The sequence below is a fragment of the Massilia sp. BSC265 genome (genome assembly GCF_000740675.1).
Classification (GTDB): Bacteria; Pseudomonadota; Gammaproteobacteria; order Burkholderiales; family Burkholderiaceae_D; genus Telluria.
In genome coordinates this window covers 479,291-504,432 of record NZ_JPXI01000029.1, presented here as the reverse complement: position 1 = coordinate 504,432, position 25,142 = coordinate 479,291, and the positions used below count along the sequence as shown (strand labels likewise).

Genomic DNA, 25,142 nt, shown 5'->3' with positions numbered 1-25,142 from the left:
CGATTGCAACGATCGGTTGTAAGGAATGCGTGCCCATGACAGAATTCCTGATCTTGCTATATAGAAAAAAGCTCAATAGAAAAGCTTTTGCAACAGATGAGGAGACTTTACCGATGCGCTTGCGTTCGCTTTCCTTGCTTAGCGCATGCCTGATGCTGGCCGCTGCGGCCGGCAATGCGCGTGATTCCAATAACGACCTCAAACGACAGGTCATCGAAGCCGAGCGCGGATTCGCCGCCACCATGAGGGCGCGTGATTTCGAAGCATTCAAGCGCTTTATCGCGGACGAGGCGATCTTTTTCGGCGCCGAGGGGCCCTTGCGGGGAAAGCAGGCCATCGCCAGGGGCTGGCGCCAGTATTACGACAAGCCGCAGGCGCCGTTCTCCTGGGAGCCGGAAGAGGTGGAGGTCGTGGAATCGGGGACGCTGGCCTATAGCGGTGGGCCGATCTATAACGCGGCGGGACAGCGCATTGGGCGCTTCAATTCGATCTGGCGCCTGAAGGCGCCGGGACAATGGGAGGTGGTGTTTGACCGCGGGTCGGATTTCGGGCCGCCGCCTCCGAAAAAGTAGGAGGCGGCAGCGACGCTCACGCAGGTTCGGCGTGCTCGACCAGCAGCTGCACCTTGGTGACGCCGTTGTACTCGTTCGCATCCAGCCGGAACGCCACCCGCGCCCGTTCCGGCAGGCTGTCGGTATGCCCGAACCAGATCGCGTCGTAGCGCCGGCCATTCTTCTCCAGCAGCAGCTTGAGGTGGCGCTCCTTCAGGATGCGCTGGCTCACCACCCGGAACTCGTCGCAGAATACCGGCGGCGCAAAGCCCTGGCCCCAGACCTGGCCGTCCATCTCCTCGATGAATCGGGTGCAGTAGAACTCGTCCTCGAGCGGCCCGTCGGTTTCGATGATCCGCTCCAGTTGGGCCTCGGTCAGCCAGGCGCGCCCCACCGCCTCGAAAGCCTGCTGGAAGCTGTCGAAGTGCTCGCCGCGGATGGTCAGGCCAGCCGCCATCGCGTGGCCGCCGAACTTGTCGATCAGCCCGGGCACGCGCTTGGACACCAGGTCGAGGGCGTCGCGCAGGTGGAAGCCCGGGATCGAGCGGCCGGAGCCCTTGATCCAGCCGTCGTTGGACGGGGCGAAGGTGATCGTCGGCCGGTAGAACTTTTCTTTCAGGCGCGAGGCGACGATCCCGATCACGCCCTGGTGCCAGCCTTCGTCGAACACGCTGATCGTGCTCGAACCGGAAGGCTCGAAGCTGTCCAGGTGGAGCAGGGCGGTGTCCTGCATCTCGGCCTCGATCTCGCGCCGCTTCAGGTTGATCTCGTTGAGCTGCTGGGCGATCGCCCAGGCGCGGCCGACGTCGTCGGTCACCAGGCACTCGATTCCCAGCGACATGTCTTCCAGCCGGCCGGCGGCGTTCAGGCGCGGACCGAGCGCGAACCCGAGGTCGAAGGGCGAGGCGCAGCGCGCTTCGCGGCCCGCCACGCGGAACAGGGCGGCCACGCCGGCGTGCATGCGTCCGGCGCGCATGCGCTTGATGCCTTGCGCAACCAGGATGCGGTTGTTGGCGTCCAGCTTGACCACGTCGGCCACGGTGCCCAGCGCCACCAGGTCGAGCAGGCTGTCGAGCTTGGGCTGGCTCTGGGCATCGAACACCCCGCGGCGGCGCAGTTCGGCGCGCAGCGCCAGCAGCACGTAGAACACCACGCCGACGCCGGCCAGGTGCTTGCTCGGGAAACCGCACTCGGGCTGGTTCGGGTTGACGATCACACGCGCCGGCGGCAGCGCGTCGCCCGGCAGGTGGTGGTCGGTGACCACGACGTCGATGCCGCGCCGGTTCGCCTCGAGCACACCCTCGATGCTGGCGATGCCGTTGTCGACGGTGATGATGATGTCCGGCGACTTCTCGCGCGCAGTCAGTTCGACGATCTCGGGCGTGAGGCCATAGCCGTACTCGAAGCGGTTCGGGACGATGTAGTCGACCTGGCCGCCCATCATGCGCAGGCCGCGCAGGGCGACCGCGCAGGCGGTGGCGCCGTCGCAGTCGTAGTCGGCGACGATGGTCATGCGCTTGTTCGCGGCGATGGCGTCGGCCAGGAAAACGGCGGCCGCGTCGATCTGGCGCAAGGCGCCCGGCGGCACCAGGGCGGCCAGCTCGCTGGAGAGCTCGCGCACGTCGAGCAGCCCGCGCGCGGCATAGATGCGCGCCAGGACCGGGTGGACCCCGCCCTGGCGCAGCATCTCGGACGTGCGGAAGGGGCAGGGGCGGGTGGTGATGCGGGTCGTGATACTCAAAGTATGCTCAACTCAGTCGTTCCAGTGTCGGCCGCCGCCAGAATTTACGCTGGGCCATGGCGGTCGTGGTGATTTCGGCAAGGGCTTCGCGGCTGCTCAGGACAAGCTTGAGCTCTTTGATGCGGCCCCGCACCAGCGCCGCATGCAGCGGGCTAAACAGTTTGTCTTCCAGGTGCTGGACCTGCTGCACCCAGGTGCCCCAGTCGGCGGCGATGGCCGCGTCGGAAAGAATGCCGACCACGAGCAGGCCGTCCTGCGCCAGGGCGCCGTCCAGGCCGTCGAGCGATGCCAGCGACTCGCTGGACAGCCCGCGGATCCATCCAGGCACGCCGATGCTGCTCATGCGTCCGGCGGGCCGGGACGTGTTGCTGGAGGCGCCCCACAGCCAGAAGGAATTTACGCCAGGGAGACGGCGCGTTTCGCGCGCGGCGTTCACCGGGTGGGTGTGCCACAGCATCTGCACTTCGTTCTGCAGCCGGCGCAGGGGCAGGGCCTGCTTTCCGCGCGGGACGAAGTCGGTCAGGTCCATGCCGACCACGGTGTCCGGGGTGGCCGCGTCGATGCCGGCCCAGTCGTCGGCGCGCAGGAACCATGTCTGGGCATCGCCGTACAGCAGCGGATGGCCGATTTCTTCGCACAAGGGGCGGGCAGCGTCGTAGAGCGCCCGGCTTTCATCCTCGCTTAAGCCCAGGTGGCGCAAATCCGCCATCATCGAGTGGCTGCGCGCAATCTGGATATGGGCCGGATTGACGATGAACCAGGTGCCGGTCGCCGGGTCGAGGCCGAAGCCGCGCATGGCGGCCGTGGCAAAGGCAGGCTGGCCATCCTGCGACAAGCCGAGCGTGCGAGCCAGCCACTGCTCGTGCGGCAAGGCGTGCGCGATGTCCGCGACCTTGCTGCGTTCGTAGGCGCTGGTACGGCTGAGCAGGGCGGCCAGGGCCGGGGTCTGCAGGGCACGGGCCAGGTCGGGCGCGAATTCGGGAAGCGGCAGCAGGTGGGGCAGGACGAGGGTAATGTGCGACATACCGCTATTCTAGGGCAAATACGCCTCCGGCGAACGGTCGTGCAGCTCTCAGCCGCACCCTGTCTCATGCGCAGCGCTTTCTTTTGCGCCACAAAAGTCCGATGTCTGGCAAACTGTCGGGTTGGCAAACCAATAATGTCGATTTACTGACGCACTGACTGAGACATGAGCATCACCCACAAGCTGCCCTATGAATGGCAGGTCGGAATGCGCTACACCCGCGCCGGCAAGCGCAGCGGGCGCAACAGCTTCATTTCCTTCATCTCGATGGCCTCGGTGACCGGCATCGCGCTGGGCGTGGCGGCCCTGATCGTCGTGCTGTCGGTAATGAACGGCTTCCAGAAGGAGGTGACTGCGCGCATGCTGTCGGTGCTGGCCCATGTGGAGGTGTTCGACGGGCGCGGGGAGATGCCGGACTGGCGCAGCGCCGTCCAGGAAGCCTTGCGCAACCCGGAAGTGCGCGCCGCCGCGCCCTTTGCCGAAACCCAGGCGATGCTGCTGAGCGACGGCGTCATGAAGCCGGTGCTGCTGCGCGGGATCGACCCGGCGCAGGAGGCCAAGGTATCCAGCGTGGCGCAGCACATGCGCGCAGGAGGCTTCGACAGCTTGCAGCCGGGCTCGTTCAACGTGATCATCGGCCGGGCGCTGGCGAAATCGCTCGACGTGGGCGTGGGCGACCGGGTGACGCTCCTGATGGCATCCACGCCGGAGCAGGCCCAGGGGGCGGCGCAGGGCGCTCAGGCTGGAACGCTGCCGCGCACCCGGCCCCTGACCGTGGCCGGCATCTTCGAGGCCGGGCATTTCGAATTCGATTCCACGCTTGCCTTTGCCAATATCGAGGACGCCCAGGGCCTGGCGGGCGTGTCCGCGCCGGCAGGCATCCGGCTGCGCCTGGCCGACATGCACCAGGCGCCGCGTGTGGCAAGCGAGCTGCATGGCAGCATGTCGGGCGAGCTGTTCATCCGCGATTGGTCGAAGGTGAACGCGATCTGGTACGCCGCCGTGGAGTCGCAGAAGCGCATGATGTTCATCATCCTGACCATGATCGTGGCGGTGGCGGCCTTCAACCTGGTATCCACGCTGGTGATGACGGTGCGCGACAAGCAGGCCGACATCGCGATCCTGCGCACCCTGGGCGCCTCGCCGCGCTCGATCATGAGCATCTTCATGGTGCAGGGCACCCTGGTCGGCGTGCTCGGCGCCGCGCTGGGCGTCACCCTGGGCGTGGTGGTGGCCCTGAACATCGACGTCATCGTGCCCTTCATCGAGCGCGTCTTCAAGGTGCAGTTCCTGTCGCAGGAGGTCTACCTGATCAGCGAGATGCCGTCACAGCTGCGCTGGGGCGACGTGGGCTGGATCGGCGGCGTGGCCGTGCTGCTGGCTTTTGTCGCGACGCTGTACCCAAGCTGGTCGGCCGCGCGCGTGAAGCCGGCCGAGGCATTGCGCTACGAATGAGGGTGACGCAATCGATGATGACAATCTGGCCACGGCCGTGCCCCGTATGGCACACTGCGGCCTCGCAACAACGACGGAGACCATGAGACTCACCGAGAATTTGCCGTACGAATGGCTGGTCGGCCTGCGCTACACGCGCGCCGGCAAGCGCGGCGGGCGTAACAGCTTCATTTCCTTCATCTCCCTGATCTCGGTCGCCGGCATCGCGCTGGGGGTGGCCGCCCTGATCATCGTCCTGTCGGTGATGAACGGCTTCCAGAAGGAAGTCACCGACCGCATGTTGTCGGTGCTGGCCCATATCGAGGTGTTCGATCAAAGCGGCAGCATGCCCGACTGGCGCGCGGCCGGGCAGGAGGCGCTGAAGCACCCGGCGGTGCGCGGCGTCGCGCCTTTCGTCGAGACCCAGGGCCTGCTCGAAGGCCAGGGCGCGATGCGCCCGTCGGTGATTCGCGGGGTGCTGCCGTCGGAAGAACCCAAGGTCTCCGACGTCGCCAGGCAGGTCACCCAGGGCAGCCTCGATTCGCTCAGGCCGGGTTCGTTCAACATCGTGCTGGGCTATGCGTTGGCGCGCTCGCTGGGCGTCGGCATCGGCGACAAGGTGACGATGTTGCTGGCGCAGGGCCAGATCACCCCGGCCGGCCTGCTGCCGCGCAGCCGCAGCTTCACCGTCTCCGGCATCTTCGAGGCCGGCCACATGGACTTCGACGCGGCGCTGTCCTTCATCCACGTCGAGGACGCGCAGCGCATGGAGCGCTTGAGCGCCCCGATGGGCCTGCGCCTGCGCATCGCCGACATGCGCCAGGCGCCGATCGTGGCCGGCGAGCTCGAGAAATCGATGTCCGGCGACCTGGAAATGCGCGACTGGTCGAAGCTCAACGCGACCTGGTTCGGCGCCGTACAGACGGAAAAGAAGATGATGTTCATCATTCTCACCCTGATCATTGCGGTGGCCGCCTTCAACCTGGTGTCCACCCTGGTGATGACGGTGACCGACAAGCAGGCCGACATCGCGATCCTGCGCACCCTGGGCGCCTCGCCGCGCTCGATCATGAAGATCTTCATGGTGCAGGGCGCGCTGGTCGGCATCATCGGCACCGTGCTGGGTGTTGGCGGGGGCGTGCTGGTGGCCCTGAACATCGACGTCATCGTCCCGTTTATCGAAGGTTTGTTGGGAGTGCAGTTCTTGTCGAAAGATATCTACCTGATCAGCGCGGTGCCGTCCGACCTGCGCTGGCCGGACGTTTTCAGGATCGGCGGCGTATCCGTGCTGCTGGCGTTTGCTGCGACCCTGTACCCGAGCTGGTCGGCGTCGCGCGTAAAACCTGCGGAGGCGCTGCGTTATGAATGATCGATCGAACAATCCGTCCACCCCCGTCCTGTCCTGCCGCGGCCTCGGCAAGACCTTCAAGCAGGGCGACTACCTAGTGAAGGTCCTGGAGGGCATCGACTTCGCCATCGGTCGCGGCGAGCGCGTCGCGATCGTCGGCGCTTCCGGCTCCGGCAAGTCGACGCTGCTGCACCTGCTGGGCGGCCTCGACACCCCGTCGACCGGTTCGGTCACGCTGCTGGGCGAGGACTTCGCGACCCTGTCCGAGACCCGCCGGGGCGAGCTGCGCAACTCCTCGCTCGGCTTCGTCTACCAGTTCCACCACCTGCTGCCCGAATTCTCGGCGCTCGACAACGTCATGATGCCCCTGATGATTCGGCGCGAGGCGCGCGAGCCGGCCCTGAAGAAGGCGGAGGCGATCCTCGGCCGCGTGGGCCTGGGCAAGCGCGTGGTGCACCGCCCTGGCGAACTGTCGGGCGGCGAGCGCCAGCGCGTGGCCCTGGCGCGCGCGCTGGTGACCGAGCCGGCCTGCGTGCTGGCGGACGAACCGACCGGCAACCTCGACCACAGCACCGCCCAGTCGATCTTCGACCTGATGCTGGAACTGTCGCGCACCCTCGGCACGGCCTTCGTCATCGTCACCCACGACATGGAACTGGCGCGCCGCTGCGACCGCGTGTTCCGCCTGACCGAGCACGGGCTGCAGCCGGTGGAAAGTTAGCGATGTGGATCGACACCCACTGCCACCTCGACGCGCATGAGTTCGGCCAGGGATCGCTGGACGTGGCCACGCAGGCGGGGCAGGCGGGCGTGTCGATGATCGTCGCAATGGCGATCGAGCGCGGCAACTTCGACGCCGTGGCCAGGCTGGCCGCGCGGGCGCCGAACGTCACCTATGCGCTAGGCATCCACCCGATCTACGTGCCGCAGGCGAGCGACGATGACCTGCTGGTCCTGCGTAGCGCGGTGGAAGCGGCAATGGACGACCCGAACTTCGTCGGTGTCGGCGAGATCGGCCTCGACTTCTTCATCCCGATGCTGTGCGAGCCGGCCATGCGCGAGAAGCAGGAGCGCTTCCTGCGCGAGCAGCTGCGCATCGCGCGCGACTTCGGGCTGCCGGTGATGATGCACGTGCGGCGCTCGCAGGACCAGGTATTGAAACACCTGCGCCAGATCCGTCCCCCGGCCGGCATCGCGCACGCCTTCAACGGCAGCTTCCAGCAGGCGCAGAACTTCATCGACCTCGGCTTCCACCTCGGCTTCGGCGGGGCGATGACGTTTACCAGGGCGCTGCAGATCCGGCGGCTCGCGGCCGAGCTGCCCCTCGCGTCCATCGTGCTCGAGACCGACTCGCCGGACATCGCTCCGTCGTGGATCCACCCGGGGTGCAATACGCCGGACCAGCTCCCCGGCATCGGCGCCGCGCTGGCCGAACTGCGCGGGACCGGCGTGGATGAGGTAAGGGACGCCGTCCACCGGAACACGCTGGCGGCCATCCCGCGCCTGGCGGACTACGGGCGCAATTAGTAAATTACCACTAAATATTTTCCCTGGTAGCGTGCCACGCGCTTTCCGGTAGCGCCGACCGTGGCCATTCTGCTTAGTTCACCCTAAGCATGATGACCGCACTCAATGCTGCGATTCAACCCTTCTGCCAAGATGCACTCTTCGCTGCGACTGCAGTTTAGCCATACGGGAGAGTGATTTGGATAGCGCGAGCGAATTCCTGCGGATGCTACGGCACGAGAAGTCGCTGACCACCGCCCACCGGCCGATCCGGCTGCGCCTGGGCCATGCCGACCACCTGGCCGACGAGCTGCTGCTGCCGCAGCGCGTGCAGGGCCACGAATCGGTGTGCGGCGGCTTCGAGTACGTCGTCACCTGCGTGGCCGACACGCCGCGCCTCCCGCTCAAGGAACTCATCGCACTGCCCGCCGAACTGCAGCTGGTCACCGACCGCGGCCAGCTGCGCAGCATCTGCGGCATCGTCGCCGAAGCGCGCGCCGGCGACCACGACGGCAGCCTGGCCGTCTACCAGCTGGTGCTGCGCGACGCTCTGGCCGTCATGGAAAAGCGCGTCAACAGCCGCGTGTTCCGCTACCAGAACGAACTCGAGATCGTGCAGGTCCTGTTCGACGAATGGCGTCACTCCAACAGCATCATGGCCAGCGCCTTCGACTACGAGCTGGATCCGCTGTTCGACATGCGCCTGTACCCGCCGCGCGAACAGACCATGCAGTACAACGAATCCGACGCCGCCTTTGTCCGCCGCCTGCTCAAGCGCCGCGGCATCGCCTGGACCTTCCGACCCGGCCGCGCCCGCGCAGGCAGCGCCGACCAGGAGGCCGACGACACGCCGGTCCACACGCTGGTGCTGTTCTCCGACCCCGCTTCGCTGCCGCGCAGCGCGGCCGGCAGCGTGCGCTACCATCGCATTGATGCCACCGAGGAGCGCGATACCGTGGTCTCCTGGTGCGCCGCACGGCGCCTGCAGCCGGGCAGCATCACACGCCACAGCTGGGACTACCGCAACCCTTCGGGCACCCAGTTCATGACCACCACCGCGCGCGGCATGGCCGACCAGGGCCGCAGCGGCAACGCGCTGGCGGCCACGCTGGACGACTACCTGGTCGAGATCCCGCACGCCGGCAATGACGTCGAAGACCACTGGCGGCTCGGCCAGGTGCGCATGAACCGGCACGAATTCGACACCAAGTGCTTCCACGGCGAAGGCAGCGTGCGCGACCTGTGCGCCGGCGAATACTTCACCCTCGCGGGCCATCCCGAGATCGATGCCCATCCGGAGGCCGAGCGCGATTTCGTCGTGACGGCTGTCTGGCTCGAAGCCGAGAACAACCTGCCGGCCGACCTGTCGGCCCGGGTGCGCCGCCTGATGGGGCCCTACATCCCGGAGGCAGCGATGCTGGCGCCAAACGAACACCCGGTGGCCGGCGACGGCGTGCGGGTGCGGATGCGCTTCGATTGCGTGCGGCGCGGCGTGCCGCTGGTGCCGGCTTTCGACCCGGGCATCGACCTGCCGCATCCGCAGCTCCAGAGCGCGATCGTCACCGGCCCGCCGGGCGAGGAAGTGCATTGCGACGCACTGGGGCGGGTGAAGATCCGCTTCCCGGGCATGCGTACGACCGACCACAAGCATGCGCACGGCGCCGGCGCCTCGGACACGCCTGCCGACTCGGCGTGGGTGCGCGTGGCGTCGAACTGGGCCGGCAACGGCCCCGGCGCCAGCCAGCAGTGCGGCACGCTGTCGCTGCCGCGGGTCGGCAGCGAAGTGCTGGTGGCTTTCCTCGGCGGCGACCCGGACCGGCCGGTCGTCCTGGCGCAGGTGTTCAACCAGCGCGGCGAGCCGCCGGCCCTCAGCGCGGCCGGCGGGCTGCCCGGGAACCGCTACCTGTCGGGCACCCGGACGCGCGAGATCGGCGGCGGGCGTGGCAACCAGCTGCGCTTCGACGACACCCGCGGCGAGATCAGCGCCCAGCTGGCCAGCGACCATGGGGCATCCCAACTGAACCTCGGCTGGCTGACGCAGCCGAAGGCGAACGGCACGGCGGCGCCGCGCGGCGAAGGCGCCGAGCTGCGCAGCGACCACAGCGTGGCCATCCGCGGCAAGGAAGGCGTGCTCCTGAGCGCGGAGGCGTCGCCGGCGGCCGGGGGCGAGCAACTCGCGCGTGCCGGCCTGCTCGGTCTCGCCGAATTAATGCAGAGTATCGCGGACGAGGTGGCCAAGCTGGCGGAGCAGCACACGGAGGACGAACCGAGCGGGCAGCGCCTGGCCGAGCTGTCGCAAAAGCTGCGCCGCTGGGACCAGGGATCCAACGTCGCCCCGGGCGACAAGGCCGCAGAGCCGATCGTGGCCGTGACGGCGCCGGCGGGCATCGTGCTCGCCAGCCAGGACAATGTCGCGCTTGGGTCCGAAACCCAGCTCGACGTCGTGAGCGGGGGAGATGCGCGGACTTCTGCGGGGAAGAACATCTTCCTGCGTGCCGCGCGCGGTATCAGCGCGTTTGCCCAGGCGCTGGGTGTCAAGCTGGTGGCGGGGAAGGGCAATATCCTGCTCGAGGCCCACCAGGGGAAGGTCGAGGTCAAGTCCTCGGGCAAGATCAGCCTGATCTCGGCGGAAGCCATCCATATCGAAGCACCGGTGGTCCGGATCATCTCGCAGGGCGCGCAGACGGAATGGACCAAGGGAGCGATCACCCAAGAAAGTGCCGGCGAACACACCATCAAGGCGAGCAGCCTCAGTCGGGGCGGGCCGGGTGGCGGCGATCCTAGCAAGCCCGAGTTCGCCAAGTCATCGTTGAGGACAAACGAAAGACTTGTCCTGCGCCATCTCCAAACGCGGGCACCAATCCCATTCCAAAATTACATTGCCCACCTCAGCGATGGCAGGACCATCCAGGGCACCAGCGACGAGGAAGGACGTACGGCGCTGGTGCAGAGCGATATGCTGGGGCCGGTGCGATTCGAGCTTCTTCCGTCGACTATTTAAGCTGTCGGGAACCGTCATGCGTGAACCGACCAGGCCGTTGCCTTCGCTCGTCCCTTTGCCGCACGGCGGCTGGGAAGTGGATTCATATATGTCTTCGGCGGACTATACGATCCGTGGGCTTGGGCTTGTGCCGCCAAATACGATCGTTCCAGTCATCGTTGTGCCCGGAATCATGGGTACCAACTTGCGCGCAAAAATGAAGCCGCGCATAGGAACGGTGAACGATGAGCGAAACGAGAAACTAACGCCAGCTGCCGTTGCTTGGCGTCCGCCCAATGACGCCGCGTCGGCAATGCGCGATGCGAAGGTTTGGGACAAATTATCGCCGCGAGATCGTCAGAAATGGTTTGATCGGCACACATTGGAGGTGGACGACCGCGGTCCCGTAATTGTGCCTGATACCAACGACGGATATGTCGTTACAGAGGCCGAGTTGCGCTCGCGTGGTTGGGGTGAGGTACATGCTGGATCTTATGGTCTCCTTGTGTCTTCACTGCAGAGCCAGCTAAATCAAACCTTTGAGACGGACGATAAGACGCATCGTCGGTGCGTCAAGCCACACTGGAAGCGGGTCATGGGATATGACCCCCGCAAGTGGGGCGTTCGTGAAATGACGCCGCTGACCGAAGCGCACTTGGAAAGATATGCAAAAAACTATTATCCAGTGTACTGCTTCGGATACAACTGGCTGGATGATTGCGATACGTCGGCGAAGCTGCTGGAGAAACGGATCACCAACATCATCGACTCCTGGCGTGAATTAAATAGAACTTGCGAAAAGGTCATCGTTGTCACCCACTCGATGGGTGGTCTGGTCGCAAGAGCGTGTGCCAAGCGGATACCTGGGAAGATTGCGGGAGTAATCCACGGTGCAATGCCTGCGTATGGTGCACCGGTTGCGTATCGGCGGATTGCGTGTGGAACTGAAGCATTTAGTCCTAGCAATGGTGTGAAAGACAACGTCACCGGGTACGTCATCGCTAAGATTCTTGGCGACTCGCCCGAGAAAACCACGCCTGTGCTTGCGACATCTCCTGGTGCGCTCGAATTGCTCCCGAATCATCTGTATCCGGGGCCTTGGCTTCATGTTCGCGTCGTGAAGGTACGCGGTCAGGCGAATCCAGCGGACCATGAAAGAAAAGGGGCGATCAAACCGATGGAAGAGGCGCCGACGGACTACTTGAAGTTGCCCAGTTCAATCGCGCCGAATCCCTACGATTTGTATCGTGATATGCGTCGCTGGTATCGACTCATCGATCCACATTTGGCCGATCCCGCGAAGAAGCACAAGAAGGGTGTGTTGAAGGCGATTACCGACGCCATTGACATAGCGGAAAACTTCCATCGTTCTCTTGGCGACTACTATCACCCGAACACGTATGTGTTTTACGGCGATGATCGTAACAAGTTGTCGTTCGGACAGGTCCGTTGGGTCGCGCGCCAATGGGGCAACTCCCCGACAGCTCTGACTACTTCAAACATTTCTACCGCACAAATGCTGGACCGTAGCTATGACAAAAGCCGCCGTGTCGTAGTCGAGGGTAGGACGGAGCTGAGGTTCGAGCCTGACTTGCAGGACACACGTGGGGATGGCACTGTGCCATATCAGTCCGGTGCAGGCCCCGCGGGCAAGGTCAAACAACTGTTTGCAGCAGAAGGATTCGATCACCAGAGTTCGTATAACAATAGCGACATACTAATGTTGACGCTTCGACTGATTGCGAAGATTGTCCAGGAGATGTCGTGAGGCGCCTGTTTCGGACCGGGCTGGCCGTGGTGCTAGCCGGGGTTGTTATCGCGGGGTTGGCGAGAACCTGGGACACGGGCGCCGAACAGGACAAGCACAGGGTGGCGCATATGACCGAGAAGATGAAAACTGTTTGCGTCGGCAGATTCCTGGTCGACTTGCCCGCAGAAGCACAATACGAATTCCAACGGCCTCGCGTTGACGGCTTTGATATTAGCGTCTTCGATGAATCGGAGGAGGATTTCGAAAGACGTGTCGTGTCGCGTAAAAGTCAGTTGGAAGCAGTGCCCAATAGACCAGGCAATCAGAAGAACCTCGAATTGATCAGGGAGGTAGGCAACGATCATGGCGTCAAGGGCCATGTTTTCGTCCATGGACGGGATATCACCGAGGGCCAGTCTTCCGACGGGTTGACTATGGAGCGCTACCGATATGAAAGCGTTTCAGTCGAAGCACTGGTACGCGCTAACGGAGTGAGTATCGATTTCTCGGCGCCCAGCTATGACCCCGAACAAGTGACGAATCTAACGAGACTGATTACGCAGTTAGTTCCAAATCCGGACAATCGCATCCCGACTGAACCCGGCTTTTGCATCAATCGCGCCTATATTCGGGATCCGCTGAGTGCTGACCAAGGCGAAGAGATCATGATGGCAGCATGGCTTCCGAACCGCCCGGATATTCTATTTAGGGTAATGTTGGCTGCTGGTACGGAACCCGATCGGCAAGGACTCCTTGAAAGGGGAACGGAATCGGATTCGAGGATGACTACCGATGAAAGGACGCGTGTGTCCAGATTACGTGCGGACAAGCGCACCGTCGGCGGAGTCGAGGGCGAAGAACTGGTTGAACGTTTTGTCGAAAATGATGATGCAGTCGTCTATAGCTTTTGGTGGGAAGTAAATGGCACGGTTGACAATGTGTATATCCCGCATATCGTATTCAAGATGGACACCGGATACAGTGAGCATGGTCCGGTGCCTTCCTCATTGTCGGAAAATGCGGCGACGTGCTTGTGGGATACCGTGCTATCGAGTCTTCGCGTCCGACCCCTGGAAACAGCGGCAGTGCCGATGTCTGACTCATCGTCAATAGCAATAGGAAGCCAAGCGCTCGCTGGAGACAAGTGCCCCGCGAGCGGCTGGTGGGAATGTACTGAGGGAGGCAGGGATATCGGGGTAATGGGAGGGCGGCGACAGTACGTCAAACAGGGGGAGCGCATGCCGCAGGCATTGTTGCTTTCTCGGCCAACCCTGTGGGAACGGCTGAGGGGCCTGCAGCCAAGTTTTGAGTCAACAGTACCCACGTCCTGGCAGCTCGTGGACAAACGTGCTCGGAAGCGCGTCCCGAATGCCATCCCGTTAGCGAAACCAATAGTCGGTTCTGGCAACGGCGCTTCGTCGATGGCTGAGTTCCACCAGGCGCATGGGCAGGATGTTTTGGCCGGAAGCTTTGTCACGACCGGCTTTCCTTGTCCGGCGAGCGGGTGGTGGCGCTGTGAGGATTCCCATGCTCTCGATGGGACGCGCTGGTTTGCTCAGGGTAGCTTGTTGCCGCCAGCGACATTCGCAGTTCCTTCCAGCGTATTCGGGCACTCGGATAACGCTCCAAAATTTATTCAACGCCGCGCGGGATGGCGCCTCGTTCGGCTCGCTCAGGCGCCTGAGCATGCGTTAGCAAATAGTGCATCAGGAGTTGCCGACACGTAGGAACTCTATCTGAATGCAGCGGCAGTCAGATACCGCCTGATCTTTGCATACTCCCTAGTATGCTCATTCAGCACCCCGCAGTTTTCGGTCATTCGTCTTCCGCACCGCAGGCATCCAGCACCGCAGTGCATGGCGCCTGATGCGACTCGCAGACGCCCCGCGCCAAGCGGATGGCGATGCTCCGGGAGCGCGTGATCTGCCGTCCCTCGATCAACAGGCATAACATCTTCGTCAGGTCCGGCCAAAGCTGCCGGCACGCTCATCGCCAGCAGGTATGCACTAGGTGAGTTGATATGAGGCCTCTAGCTCGGGCAGGGGGTGCGATTGCAGTGGCAGGAATGCTGATCGCTGGTTTGGCAAAGCATTGGGACCTCGCGACCAGGCTGAGCTTCCGCAAAGCAAATCAACCCAGCTCAGCTACATTCCAGCTTTCCACAGCAGGTGAAGGAGAGCGGAAATGCCCCACAAACGTTTCTACATCCGCGCCGGCGCCACCACCACCGCAGGCGGCACCGTCAGGGCTTCCAGCACCTTCGCCATCCTCGACGGCATGCCGCTCGCCCGCGAAGGCGATCCGGTCGACTGCCCCGAGTGCGGTGAGCAGGGCGTCATCCAGTGCCTCATGCCGCGTCTGCCGGACCAGTCCGAAGGGAAGGCGTGCGCGCTGAGCGACGACCTGTGCATCTGCGGCTGCAATCCGCCGCCCGAGCTTGTCGCCGACCAGTTCCACGACTTCCAGCTGGTTGCCGATAGCCCTACAGCCTAGCGCGGCCAAGCCGAAACCCAGCCCGCCGCCCGGCCATGCGTTGCGCGATCCTCGCCTTCCTCGCCGGGGTATGCTGGCTCCAGACACGCGCCGAACTTCTGTCCCCCGCTTACCTGGCCTGTGCGCTTGCCGTGGCGCTGCTCCTGTTCGCACTGCGCAAGTACGCCGCGACCCTGCTCGCCGCCGCCATCCTCGGCGCCGCATGGTCGGCCTGGCTCGCCCACATCGCCCTTGCCGAAGCGCTGCCACGCGAACAGGAGGGCAGGGACGTCACCGTTGTCGGCACGGTCGACAGTCTGCCGCACGAATTCGACGGCGGCGCGCGCTTCAACCTGCGCGTCGAGCGCGTCCTGACGCCGGAGGCCACGGTACCGAGCCGGATCGCCATCTCATGGTAGGGCCAGGCTGCGGGCGCGGACAGCCAGGTCGCACCCGGCGAGCGCTGGCAGCTGGTCGTCCGCCTGCAGCGCCCCCACGGGAACGCCAACCCCTACGGATTCGACTACGAGGCCTGGCTGCTCGAGCAGGGCGTGCGCGCCACCGGCTACGTCCGCCCTGCGGGACCGCGCAATATGCGCCTCGACGCCTTCGTGCCGCGCGTGGGGCATGTGGTCGAACGCGCCCGCGCCGCACTGCGCCGCCACATCCTGCAGCAGCTCGAGGGCAAGCGCTATGCCGGCGTGATTGTCGCCCTCGTGATCGGCGACCAGCGCGGTATCCCGCAATCCGAATGGGATGTCTTCAACCGTACCGGCATCGGCCACCTGGTATCGATCTCGGGCCTGCACATCACGATGATCGCGGCATTGGCGGCATGTGTCATGTCAAGCCTGTGGCGCCGTTCCTTCTACGTCGAAGGCGCCGCCTTGCCCCTGCGCCTGCCGGCCCAGAAGGCCGCGGCGCTGGCGGGCGCCGTGGTGGCCTTGCTGTACGTGCTGCTTGCCGGTTCCGGCGTGCCCGCGCAGCGCACCTTCTTCATGCTGGCGGCGGTGGCCGCGGCGCTGTGGTTCGGCCGGGTGGTGGCGCTGTCGCACATATTGTGCCTCGCGCTGGCAGCCGTGGTGCTGATCGATCCCTGGGCCGTGCTGGGTGCCGGCTTCTGGCTCTCGTTCGGCGCGGTGGCCGTGATACTGTACGCCAACCTGGGGCGGGTGCAGACCAGCACCGGATGGCGCCGCACGCTCGGCGCGGCCGTCCAGACCCAGTATGCCGTGACCATCGGCCTGGTGCCGCTGACCATGCTGCTGTTTGCGCAGGTATCCCTGGCCAGTCCGGTCGCGAATGCCATCGCCATCCCGGTCGTCAGCCTGTTCGTCACGCCGCTGGCGCTGCTCGGGGCCTTGCTGCCGGCGCCGCTGGCGGGATGGGTGCTCGGCCTGGCGCACGTGGCGATCGAACTGCTGGCGGACGGATTGCACTGGCTGGCCGCCAGTCCGCTCGCGGTGATGAACGCCCCGGTGCCCCAGCCGTGGATCTTCGTGCTGGCGCTGGCCGGCACTGCGTGGATGCTGGCACCGCGCGGCTGGCCACACCGCTGGGCCGGGATGGCGGCCTGGGCGCCGATGCTGACGCAGCTGCCGGCGGCGCCGCCCGGGGGCAGCTTCACGGTGACCGCCTTCGATGTCGGCCAGGGCATGGCCCTGCTGGTCGAGACCGAGCGCCACCGTCTCCTCTACGATGCGGGCCCGCAGTACGCGCCGGGCGCCGACGCGGCCGGCCGGATCCTCCTGCCTTACCTGCGCGGCCGCGGCATCGGCGCGCTGGATGCGCTGGTGGTCTCGCACAGCGATCTGGATCACGCCGGCGGGGCCCGCACGCTGCTCGAGGGCGTGCCGGTCGCCCAGCTGCATTCCTCGCTTGCCATCGGTCACCCGGTGGTGCGTGCCGCCAGGCGTCACAGCCGTTGCAGCAGCGGCCAGGGATGGACCTGGGACGGCGTGCGCTTCGAGCTCCTTGGTCCGGCGCCGCAGTCGTACCAAGAGGAGGGGCTGAAGGCGAATGCCCGCAGCTGCGTGCTGCGCGTGAGCGCCGGCGGCAAGGCGATGCTGCTGGCGGCCGACATCGAGGCGGCGCAGGAAGCGCAGCTCCTCGAGCGGGCGCCCGGCCGACTGCGCGCCGACGTGCTGCTGGCTCCGCACCACGGCAGTGGCACCTCGTCGACCGCCGCTTTCCTGGCCGCGGTCGAGCCCAGGCTCGGCATCTTCCAGGTCGGCTACCGCAACCGCTACCGCCACCCCAAGAAGGAGGTGGTCGAGCGCTACGCCAGCCTGGGCATCCGCCGCCTGCGTACCGACGAATCGGGCGCGGTCACGCTCCGTTTCGGCGAAACGCTGGCCGTCGGCGAGTTCCGCGCCGAGCGCCGCCGTTATTGGCACGGCCGCTAGGCATCGCGGCTTCCGGGATAGACCCAGCCTCATCTCCGGCCCGCCTTCTCTGCGGTTCGCAGCAGCCCCAGGCCATGGCCGTCGACATTGCTATGTGGTATCCAACCGTGCGCTCTGGTGTAGGCATTCCCCTCTAAACGCCGTTCGTGCGCCGCGCTCTTTCATTACAATGGCCCGTTGACATTCACACCATAGCGCCTCATGAGCAAACCGCTGCTGCATTTCTCCCATGGGAACAGTTATCCGGCCGGCACCTACGGCCGGCTGTTCCAGGCCCTGGGTACGGACTACGAGGTACGTGCCCACGACATGTACGGCCACGATCCACGCTTTCCGGTGGGCGACGGCTGGCACGGACTGGTGGACGAGCTGATCCACCAACTGGAAGGCTATGCGCAGCCGCCGATCCTGGTCGGGCATTCGCTCGGCGGCATGCTGAGCATGATGGCGGCCAAGCAGAGGCCCGAGCTGGCGCGCTGCGTCGTCATGCTCGACTCGCCGGTAGTGGCCGGCTGGCGCGCCTTCCTGTGGAAACTGGTCAAGCGCCGCGGCCTGGGCTCGCGCTTCTCGCCGGCGAAATTCTCCGAGCGCCGGCGCAACGTCTGGCCGGACCGGGAGGCGGCCTACCAGCATTTCATCTCGAAACCGATGTTCCAGGCCTGGGCGCCGGGCGCGCTCGACGACTACCTCGACCACGGCCTGAAGCCCCATCCGGACGGGGTGCAGCTGCGCTTCGACCGCGGGGTCGAAACCATGATCTACAACACGCTGCCGCACCACATGGGCAGCGTCCTGCGCGAGCCTTACCCGGTGCCGGTCGGCTTCATCGCCGGTACCAGCTCGGAGGAGCTGCGCCAGGCCGGGCTGGACGCCACGCGCCGGCTGGTGGGCAAGAACCTGGTGATGATCGAGGGCGGCCACCTGTATCCGCTCGAGAAACCGGAGGAAACGGCGCGCCTGACGCACGCAATGATCGAGCGCTTGCTGGAGCCGGCGGCGGCGGCATCCCAAACCGTGTCGGCGGCCGCGGTTTAGCGTAAAATCGCGGGATTGATTTTTTGGAATGTCACCGATGGCTATCAAGAGCGATAAATGGATCCGCCGCATGGCGGAAGAGACCGGAATGATCGAACCCTTCGAGCCGCGCCAGGTGCGCGAGTCGGATGGCCGCCGGGTCATTTCGTGGGGCACCTCGTCGTACGGCTACGATATCCGCTGTGCGGACGAGTTCAAGGTGTTCACCAACATCAACAGCACCATCGTCGACCCCAAGAATTTCGATTCGAATTCGTTTGTCGACGTGAAGAGCGATGTCTGCATCATCCCGCCGAATTCCTTCGCGCTGGCCCGCACCATCGAGTACTTCCGCATCCCCCGCAACGTGCTGACCGTCTGCCTCGGCAAGTCGACCTATGCGCGCTGCGGCATCATTGTCAACGTCACCCCGTTCGAACCGGAATGGGAAGGCTACGTGACCCTGGAGTTCTCGAACACCACGCCGCTGCCGGCCAAGATCTACGCCGGCGAGGGCTGCGCCCAGGTGCTGTTCTTCGAGAGCGATGAAGTCTGCGAGACCTCCTACAAGGACCGCGGCGGCAAGTACCAGGGTCAGCACGGCGTCACCCTGCCGAAAACCTGATTCATTTTTTCGTGGTAGCCTATCGAAAATGAATCATATTGATGGGTTGACGCATCATGGCTGATTGCTGCAGCGGCGGCTGCTCATCGAACAAGCCGCCGGTCGATTCTCGCTACCGCCGCGTCCTCTGGATCGCGCTCTGGGTCAATGCCTTGATGTTCGGCGTCGAGATCGTCGGCGGCTGGGCCGCCGGCTCGGTCTCGCTGCTGGCCGATGCCGTCGACTTCCTCGGCGACGCCGCCAACTACGGGATCTCGCTGTTCGTTCTCGGCCTGGCGCCGGTCTGGCGCGCGCGCACAGCGCTGGTGAAAGGAGCGACCATGGGCGCCTACGGAGTCTTCGTGCTCGGCACGGCCCTGTGGCATTGGCAGACGGGCACCGTGCCCAAGCCGGAGACCATGGGTTTCATCGGTTTTCTTGCACTGGCCGCCAACTGCTTCGTGGGGATGCTGCTGTTCGCCTACCGCGACGGCGACGCCAACATGCATTCCGTATGGCTGTGTACGCGCAATGACGCGATCGGCAACGTGGCCGTGATGCTGGCGGCGCTCGGGGTGTTCCACAGCGGCAGCGGCGTGCCGGACCTGCTGGTGGCCACCGTCATGGGCCTGCTCGGCCTGTCCGCGGCGCGGTCGGTGTTCGCGCGCGCGCGGGCGGAGTTGCGCGAAGCGGCGGCGCCGGTGCTGCCAGCGCCATTCGTATCGAAACGCGACGGGCTTGGCTGGGAGCGGAAAAAGGGGAGGTGAGGCCGCAGACCTTGTTCCTGCGGCCGCCGCCGGCCGCCGCCGAGGGCGGATGATCCCGCCCAGGCAGCGAAGCCGGCAAGACAGTATCCCTGCGTGGATGCTACGCCGGGAAGCCGTTGGTCAAGGCCAGTTCCACTTCTTCAGCACCCGATTGACAGTGGTTTGCAAATTTACCAGAAACGGCACGCCCACCGCGCCTTTATCGGTGCGCTCGTACATGCCGCCGCTTACCTGCTTTACTTCTTTTTTATCAACACACGCATTTCGATCTCCTGGATGTGACACATTGACGAGGAAGGCGCCGCGGCGACTTCCCGGCGGGGAGCATCCGCCATTCGCACGCGCGCAGCAATCATCATTAGTGAGGGCTAATCATTCGCCCTGGCAGGGGGTCCCCGGGCGCCGGCGCTCGCCGCCGGCGCAATGGAGCACCGGTTCCACCGCACTTCAACGCAGGTCGACCCCGCGCCGCGGTCCACCGATGCAATGCGCTTGCAACATTGCCTTAGAACCATCGGCATGCGGCGCGCTTAATGTCCGCTAATTTTGTTCGCCCCTCCCAGCCTGGCCGCGGACAATGTGGTTCGCATGCGCTGCCTATGCCGCGGCGGCGCCGCCGCGCCGTGTGAGCTCTGCCTGGGGCATAGGCGCGCCACATCGATACGATCCGGTACGGGTTCAGGAGAAAAATATGACAACCCAACAGGCTGTGGGCGTGGAAATTCGTTCATCCCGCCGCTTCCCTCATGTAACCAGGCACCTCGGCCTGCTGCTGCTCTTCGGCGGCCTGACTGCCTGCGGAGGCGAGGGGGCGCCTGACGATCACCGGCAGGAAGGCGCTGCGGCGCAAGGACTTTCCTCGGTAAGCGCCGGCAGCGGGCAAGGGGCTTCGCTTTCCGCTGCCGGCGCCGGCAGCGCCCATATGGCGGGCCGGTCGGCAAACAGTGCCGCCGGTGCAAATACGGTCGGCGCTTCCCGCTTGTTAGCCCAAGCCACGTTTGGCGCGACCGACGCCGAGATCAACTATGCAACCCAGAACGGCTATGCTGCCTGGGTCGAGCGGCAGTTCACGCTGCCGCAGACTTCGCATGTTGCCTACATTAATAATCTTCGGAACGTGTTGCCCCAGGGGACCGTCCTGAACCAGGGGCATTTCCTCGAATCGTTCTGGAAGCAGGCCGTCACTGCCGACGATCAGCTGCGGCAACGGGTGACCTTCGGACTCTCACAGATCTTTGTCGTCTCTTTCGTTGACGGAACCGTGGTCGACCATCCGCGTGGCGTCGCCAGTTATTACGACATGCTGGGAACGCACGCCTTCGGAAACTTCCGCGATTTGCTCGAGGCCGTCACCCTGCACCCAATGATGGGCCTGTATCTGGGAAGCCTGCGCAACGAGAAGGAATCCGGAACGCGCATGCCGGACCAGAACTTTGCGCGCGAGGTCATGCAGCTGTTCACCATCGGCTTGTATGAGCTGAACCAGGACGGCACCCGCAAGCTGGTCAACGGCAAGCCGGTCGAGACCTATACCAACGATGACATCGTGGGGCTGTCGCGGGTATTCACCGGCTGGAGCTGGGCTGGTCCCGACAAGAGCAATCAACGCTTCCACGGGGGGAATGCGTGGGCCGACAGGGACATCACGCCGATGCAGCAATACCCCACCTTCCATTCGACCCTGGAAAAATCCTTCCTCGGCCTGCACTTGCGCGGCGGTTCAAGCGGCGAGGCCGATCTCAAGGCGGCATTGGACCGCTTGTTCATGCATCCGAATACCGCACCCTTCTTCTCGCGCCTGCTGATCCAGCGCCTGGTGACCAGTAATCCCAGCCCCGCCTACATAGCCCGGGTCGCGAGCGCGTTCGCGGACAACGGCAAGGGAGTGCGTGGCGACATGAAAGCAGTCATTCGCGCCATTCTGCTGGATCCGGTGGCCCGCCAAAGCGGCGATACCACCATGCGCGTGCGCGAGCCGGTGCTGCGCTACGCGAACTGGATGCGCAGCTTTCATGCAAAGTCGACATCCGGGCGTTTCCTGGTCGGGGTGAGCGACGATGTGACGACGTCGATCGGCCAGACGGCGATGCGCTCGCCATCGGTGTTCAACTTTTACCGCCCCAACTATGTGCCCAGCAACAGCGCGACAGCGCGCGTTGGTCTCGTGGCGCCTGAGATGCAGATCGTCTCCGAAACGTCGGTGGTCGGCTACCTGAACACCATGCGCGAGGTGATCGCCAACGGCGCCGGCGCGGGACGCGACATCGTCCCGGACTACCGGACGGAGTTGGCGCTGGCCGGGTCGCCCGCCGCACTGGTCGACCGTCTCGACCGCCTGCTGACCGGACAACGCATGTTGCCGGAGCAGCGCAACAGGGTCATCGGCGCGGTGAACGCGATAGCGCTGCCTGCGCCGACCGCCGCGAACCAGGCCCTTGTGGAGGCCGCGCGCAGGAACCGGGTGCACCTCGCCATTTTCCTGGTGATGGCATCCCCGGAATATGTGGTGCAAAAATAAGGACGCCAGCAATGTCGAAGTACCTGAATCGAACCATCGTCACCCCCGCGCTTAGCACGTCGCGGCGCCAGTTCCTGCGCGCGTCCGCGGCCTTGTCGGCTGCGGGGGTGGCCGGCGCGCCGTTCGCGCTCAATCTCGCCACGGTCGCCTCCGCCGCAGCCCAGTCGGCGCCGACCGACTACAAGGCCCTGGTCTGCATCTTCCTGAGCGGAGGAAACGACCAGGCGAATACCGTCCTGGCGACGGACAGCAGTTCCTGGAGCCAGTACCTGGCGGTGCGCAATGTGGCGGGCAGCGCGCTCGCCTTGCCGCCACCGGGGATGGCGGGCGGCGTCTTGCCGATCACGCCCGCCACGTCGCAGCCGGGCCGCGCGTTTGCGTTGCATCCGGCGCTGGAGCCGCTCAAGGCATTGTTCGAGGCCGGACACGCGGCCGTTGTCGCCAATGTGGGACCGATGCTGGCCCCCATGACGCTCCAGCAGTTTCACAACCGGAGCGTGCCGCGTCCACCCAAGCTGTTTTCACACAACGACCAACAGTCGCTCTGGCAATCGTATGGGCCGGAGGGTGTGACCGTGGGCTGGGGCGGGCGCATGGGCGAACTCCTCATGGCCAACAATGCCAACCCGGCATTCACAGCGGTCTCCGCTGGCGGCAATAGTGTCTTCCTGATGGGGCGACAACTTCACCAGTATCACATCAGCGCGGCGGGTGCGGTGCCCATCGCAGGCCTGGGCGACCTGTACGGCCTCCCGGCGGCGCTCAATCCGCTGCGCGACATCATCACGAACGAGAGTACGAACGTCTTCCAGAAGGACCACGCGGCCGTCGTGCAGCGCGCCATTTCCACCCGCTCGCAGCTGGCGTCGGCCATGTTGCCGGCATCGGGCGTGGCACCCATCCCTCCCTATATCCACCCGGTCACGAAGCAGGCCGCCGTCAATCCCCTGGCCGTGCAACTGCAAACCGTCGCGCGCATGATCGGGGGACGCGATACGCTCGGTGTGCGCAGGCAGGTCTTCTTCGTCGCCTTGGGCGGCTTCGACACCCACGACTTCCAGCTCAAGACGCAGCCGGATCTGCTCGCCAAACTCGCGCACGCGGTGGCCTATTTTGACGCTGCGATGTCGAATCTGCGCGGCGTGGATCTGCGTACCAGCGTCACCAGCTTTACCGCGTCCGATTTCGGCCGCACTTTCAGCAGCAACGGCGATGGCACCGACCACGGTTGGGGATCGCACCACTTCGTCGTGGGTGGCGCAGTCAAGGGTGGGGACATCTATGGCATGTTTCCGCAGCTCGGTCTCGGGCACGCCCACGATGTGGGCGCCGGCTCGCTGCTGCCGGACATTTCGGTGGACCAGTACGGCGCAACGCTCGGGACCTGGTTCGGGCTGTCGCCGATCCAGCTCGCCGATGTCTTCCCGAATCTTCGCTACTTCGCCAGCCGCAACCTCGGTTTCATGCGCCAGTGAACCCGGCCGGGGCGCCGCGCGGTCAGCCGCTCTCCGCTGTTTCTCGGGCGGGGTCTGGTTTCCGGCCCGAGCGGCCTGGCGGGGCGGCCGTCCGGTGGCGACGCCGACGCTCCGCAGGTGCGCGAGCCGGGACGATGCGACCGCGTGCGGTCCCGGACGCGCCCTTGCGGCGGTCCTGCTGTGCAGGACGCCACATGCGCGCACTTTCTGAAGAATTCCGCCTTACAGTCACCCCAGTGCATGACCACATCCCCTTTGTTTCGACCGGATGCGAACGCCTCGCGCCAAACCAGGCTACTCGGCGATATCGTCGTCAACCGGCCCGTTTCGATGAGCCTGCTGTCCTTTTTTGCGGTTCTCGCGATGGCGCTGGTGCTCGGCTTTCTCGCGTGGGGAACCTACACCAGGCGCAGCACCGTGCCGGGCCAGTTGATCCCGAGTTCCGGCATCATCAGGGTATTCGCCCCGCAGCAGGGACTGGTCGTGCGTAAGTACGTGGCCGAAGGACAGGTGGTCAGGCGTGGCCAGGCGCTCTACGCCCTGTCCAGCGAGCGCCAGTCCCCGGTGCGGGGTGGGGTCGTGGCAGCGGTCGGCGCGGATGTGAGGCGGCGCCATGCGCTCCTGCAGGAAGAGCGGAGCAGGACCGCCCTGCTGCAGGAGGCGGAGCGCCGCGCCGCGCTGGCCGAACTGGTCGGCCTTCGCGCCTTCGCCGCGACCATGCGGGAACGGGTGGACAACCAGAGGAAGCGGGTGCGCCTGGCGGAAGAAGCGGCCGCGCGTTACCAGTCACTGGTGGCGCAGCACTACGTGTCGAAGGAGCAGGCGCTTCAACGAGAAGAGGCCCTGCTCGACCAGCGCAGCCGGCTGCAGGCGGACGAAGGCGAACTGCTGGCCGCGCAGCGGGACATCGAGTCCAGACAGCGGGCGCTGGCCAGCCTGGCCCTGAGAGATGGGAATCAGCTTGCCCGGCTCGACCGTGAGATCGCGGGCACGCGCCAGGAGTTGAACGAGAATGAGGCCAGGCGCGAAGTCATCGTCAGCGCACCCGAGGACGGCGTTGCCACGGGCATGTTGGCCGAAACGGGCCAGGCCGTCGATTCCAGCAGGCCGCTACTGACCATCGTGCCCCGGAGTGCCCCCCTCCAGGTCCACCTGTTCGCCCCGAGCAGGAAGGTCGGGTTCGTCAGCCCGGGCGACGAGGTACGCGTCCGTTTTCAGGCGTTCCCATATCAGAAATTCGGACATGGAAGGGGCAAGGTGCTTTCCGTCTCGCAGTTCAGCCTTCGGGGAAGCGAATTGGCCGAGGCCGGCTACGCCTTCGGCCAAGCCATGCAGGACGAACCGGCGTATCGGATCACGGTCGCACTGGCACGCCAGTCGGTCGAGGCGGGCGGAAGAAGCCATCCATTGCAGGCTGGCATGCTGGTCGATGCGGAGATCTTCCACGAAACACGGCGGCTGTATGAATGGGTGTTCGAGCCGCTGTACGGTCTGTCGGCAAAATTGAGGTAGAGCAGCATGCACCAAGGATGGTACGAACGCTTGACGTTCGG

General features: G+C 65.1%; 17 protein-coding genes and 1 pseudogene. 16 read left to right on the top strand and 2 right to left on the bottom strand.

Annotation, left to right across the window (positions count from 1 at the left end):
- The first annotated feature begins 35 nt into the window (after positions 1-35).
- Positions 36-572, top strand: a complete 537-nt coding sequence (locus MA09_RS09370; RefSeq protein ID WP_229440638.1) for a DUF4440 domain-containing protein — start codon at positions 36-38, stop codon at positions 570-572.
- Positions 573-588: 16 nt separating this feature from the next.
- Here MA09_RS09370 and recJ read toward each other — a convergent pair whose 3' ends face one another.
- Together recJ and MA09_RS09360 are read right to left on the bottom strand one after the other, a co-directional pair.
- On the bottom strand, positions 589-2,238 hold the full coding sequence (gene recJ, locus MA09_RS09365; protein ID WP_051933344.1) for a single-stranded-DNA-specific exonuclease RecJ: 1,650 nt from the start codon (positions 2,236-2,238) through the stop codon (positions 589-591).
- A 61-nt stretch (positions 2,239-2,299) separates the two neighbouring features.
- On the bottom strand, positions 2,300-3,316 hold the full coding sequence (locus MA09_RS09360) for a hypothetical protein (RefSeq protein ID WP_036247147.1): 1,017 nt from the start codon (positions 3,314-3,316) through the stop codon (positions 2,300-2,302).
- A gap of 165 nt (positions 3,317-3,481) precedes the next feature.
- On the opposite strand from MA09_RS09360, the gene MA09_RS09355 reads away from it, so the two are divergent.
- The 15 genes and pseudogenes from MA09_RS09355 to MA09_RS09285 all read left to right on the top strand — a co-directional run bounded on the left by MA09_RS09355 (position 3,482) and on the right by MA09_RS09285 (position 25,101).
- Complete coding sequence (locus MA09_RS09355) at positions 3,482-4,771, top strand: lipoprotein-releasing ABC transporter permease subunit (protein WP_036247145.1); 1,290 nt, start codon at positions 3,482-3,484, stop codon at positions 4,769-4,771.
- Positions 4,772-4,853: 82 nt separating this feature from the next.
- Positions 4,854-6,119 (top strand): lipoprotein-releasing ABC transporter permease subunit, encoded by a 1,266-nt coding sequence (locus MA09_RS09350; protein ID WP_036247143.1) that lies wholly within the window; start codon positions 4,854-4,856, stop codon positions 6,117-6,119.
- Complete coding sequence (lolD, locus tag MA09_RS09345) at positions 6,112-6,819, top strand: lipoprotein-releasing ABC transporter ATP-binding protein LolD (protein WP_036247141.1); 708 nt, start codon at positions 6,112-6,114, stop codon at positions 6,817-6,819. Before MA09_RS09350 ends, lolD begins: the two co-directional genes overlap by 8 nt.
- 2 nt (positions 6,820-6,821) lie before the next feature.
- Positions 6,822-7,625 (top strand): TatD family hydrolase, encoded by an 804-nt coding sequence (locus MA09_RS09340; RefSeq protein WP_036247139.1) that lies wholly within the window; start codon positions 6,822-6,824, stop codon positions 7,623-7,625.
- 178 nt (positions 7,626-7,803) lie between these two features.
- Positions 7,804-10,605, top strand: coding sequence for a type VI secretion system Vgr family protein (locus MA09_RS09335; RefSeq protein WP_051933312.1), 2,802 nt, complete (start codon positions 7,804-7,806; stop codon positions 10,603-10,605).
- Positions 10,606-10,621: 16 nt separating this feature from the next.
- Entirely contained in the window at positions 10,622-12,352 is a 1,731-nt protein-coding gene (locus MA09_RS09330; protein WP_036247137.1) for a triacylglycerol lipase, read from the top strand.
- 110 nt (positions 12,353-12,462) lie between these two features.
- Positions 12,463-14,061 (top strand): T6SS immunity protein Tli4 family protein, encoded by a 1,599-nt coding sequence (locus tag MA09_RS24540; protein WP_152594606.1) that lies wholly within the window; start codon positions 12,463-12,465, stop codon positions 14,059-14,061.
- Positions 14,062-14,518: 457 nt separating this feature from the next.
- Complete coding sequence (locus MA09_RS09320) at positions 14,519-14,827, top strand: PAAR domain-containing protein (protein WP_036247133.1); 309 nt, start codon at positions 14,519-14,521, stop codon at positions 14,825-14,827.
- Between the two features lie 35 nt (positions 14,828-14,862).
- Positions 14,863-17,211 (top strand): annotated as a pseudogene (locus tag MA09_RS09315) (DNA internalization-related competence protein ComEC/Rec2).
- A gap of 201 nt (positions 17,212-17,412) precedes the next feature.
- Positions 17,413-18,246 (top strand): alpha/beta fold hydrolase, encoded by an 834-nt coding sequence (locus tag MA09_RS09310; protein ID WP_036247131.1) that lies wholly within the window; start codon positions 17,413-17,415, stop codon positions 18,244-18,246.
- Between the two features lie 37 nt (positions 18,247-18,283).
- Entirely contained in the window at positions 18,284-18,850 is a 567-nt protein-coding gene (gene dcd, locus MA09_RS09305; protein ID WP_036247129.1) for a dCTP deaminase, read from the top strand.
- 56 nt (positions 18,851-18,906) lie between these two features.
- A complete protein-coding gene (locus tag MA09_RS09300; RefSeq protein ID WP_051933311.1) occupies positions 18,907-19,596 on the top strand; it encodes a cation transporter in 690 nt (229 codons plus the stop codon).
- A 691-nt stretch (positions 19,597-20,287) separates the two neighbouring features.
- Positions 20,288-22,114 (top strand): DUF1800 family protein, encoded by a 1,827-nt coding sequence (locus MA09_RS09295; protein ID WP_081897509.1) that lies wholly within the window; start codon positions 20,288-20,290, stop codon positions 22,112-22,114.
- An 11-nt stretch (positions 22,115-22,125) separates the two neighbouring features.
- Entirely contained in the window at positions 22,126-23,589 is a 1,464-nt protein-coding gene (locus MA09_RS09290) for a DUF1501 domain-containing protein (RefSeq protein WP_036247127.1), read from the top strand.
- Between the two features lie 240 nt (positions 23,590-23,829).
- On the top strand, positions 23,830-25,101 hold the full coding sequence (locus MA09_RS09285) for an HlyD family secretion protein (protein ID WP_036247125.1): 1,272 nt from the start codon (positions 23,830-23,832) through the stop codon (positions 25,099-25,101).
- The last annotated feature ends 41 nt before the right edge of the window (positions 25,102-25,142 follow it).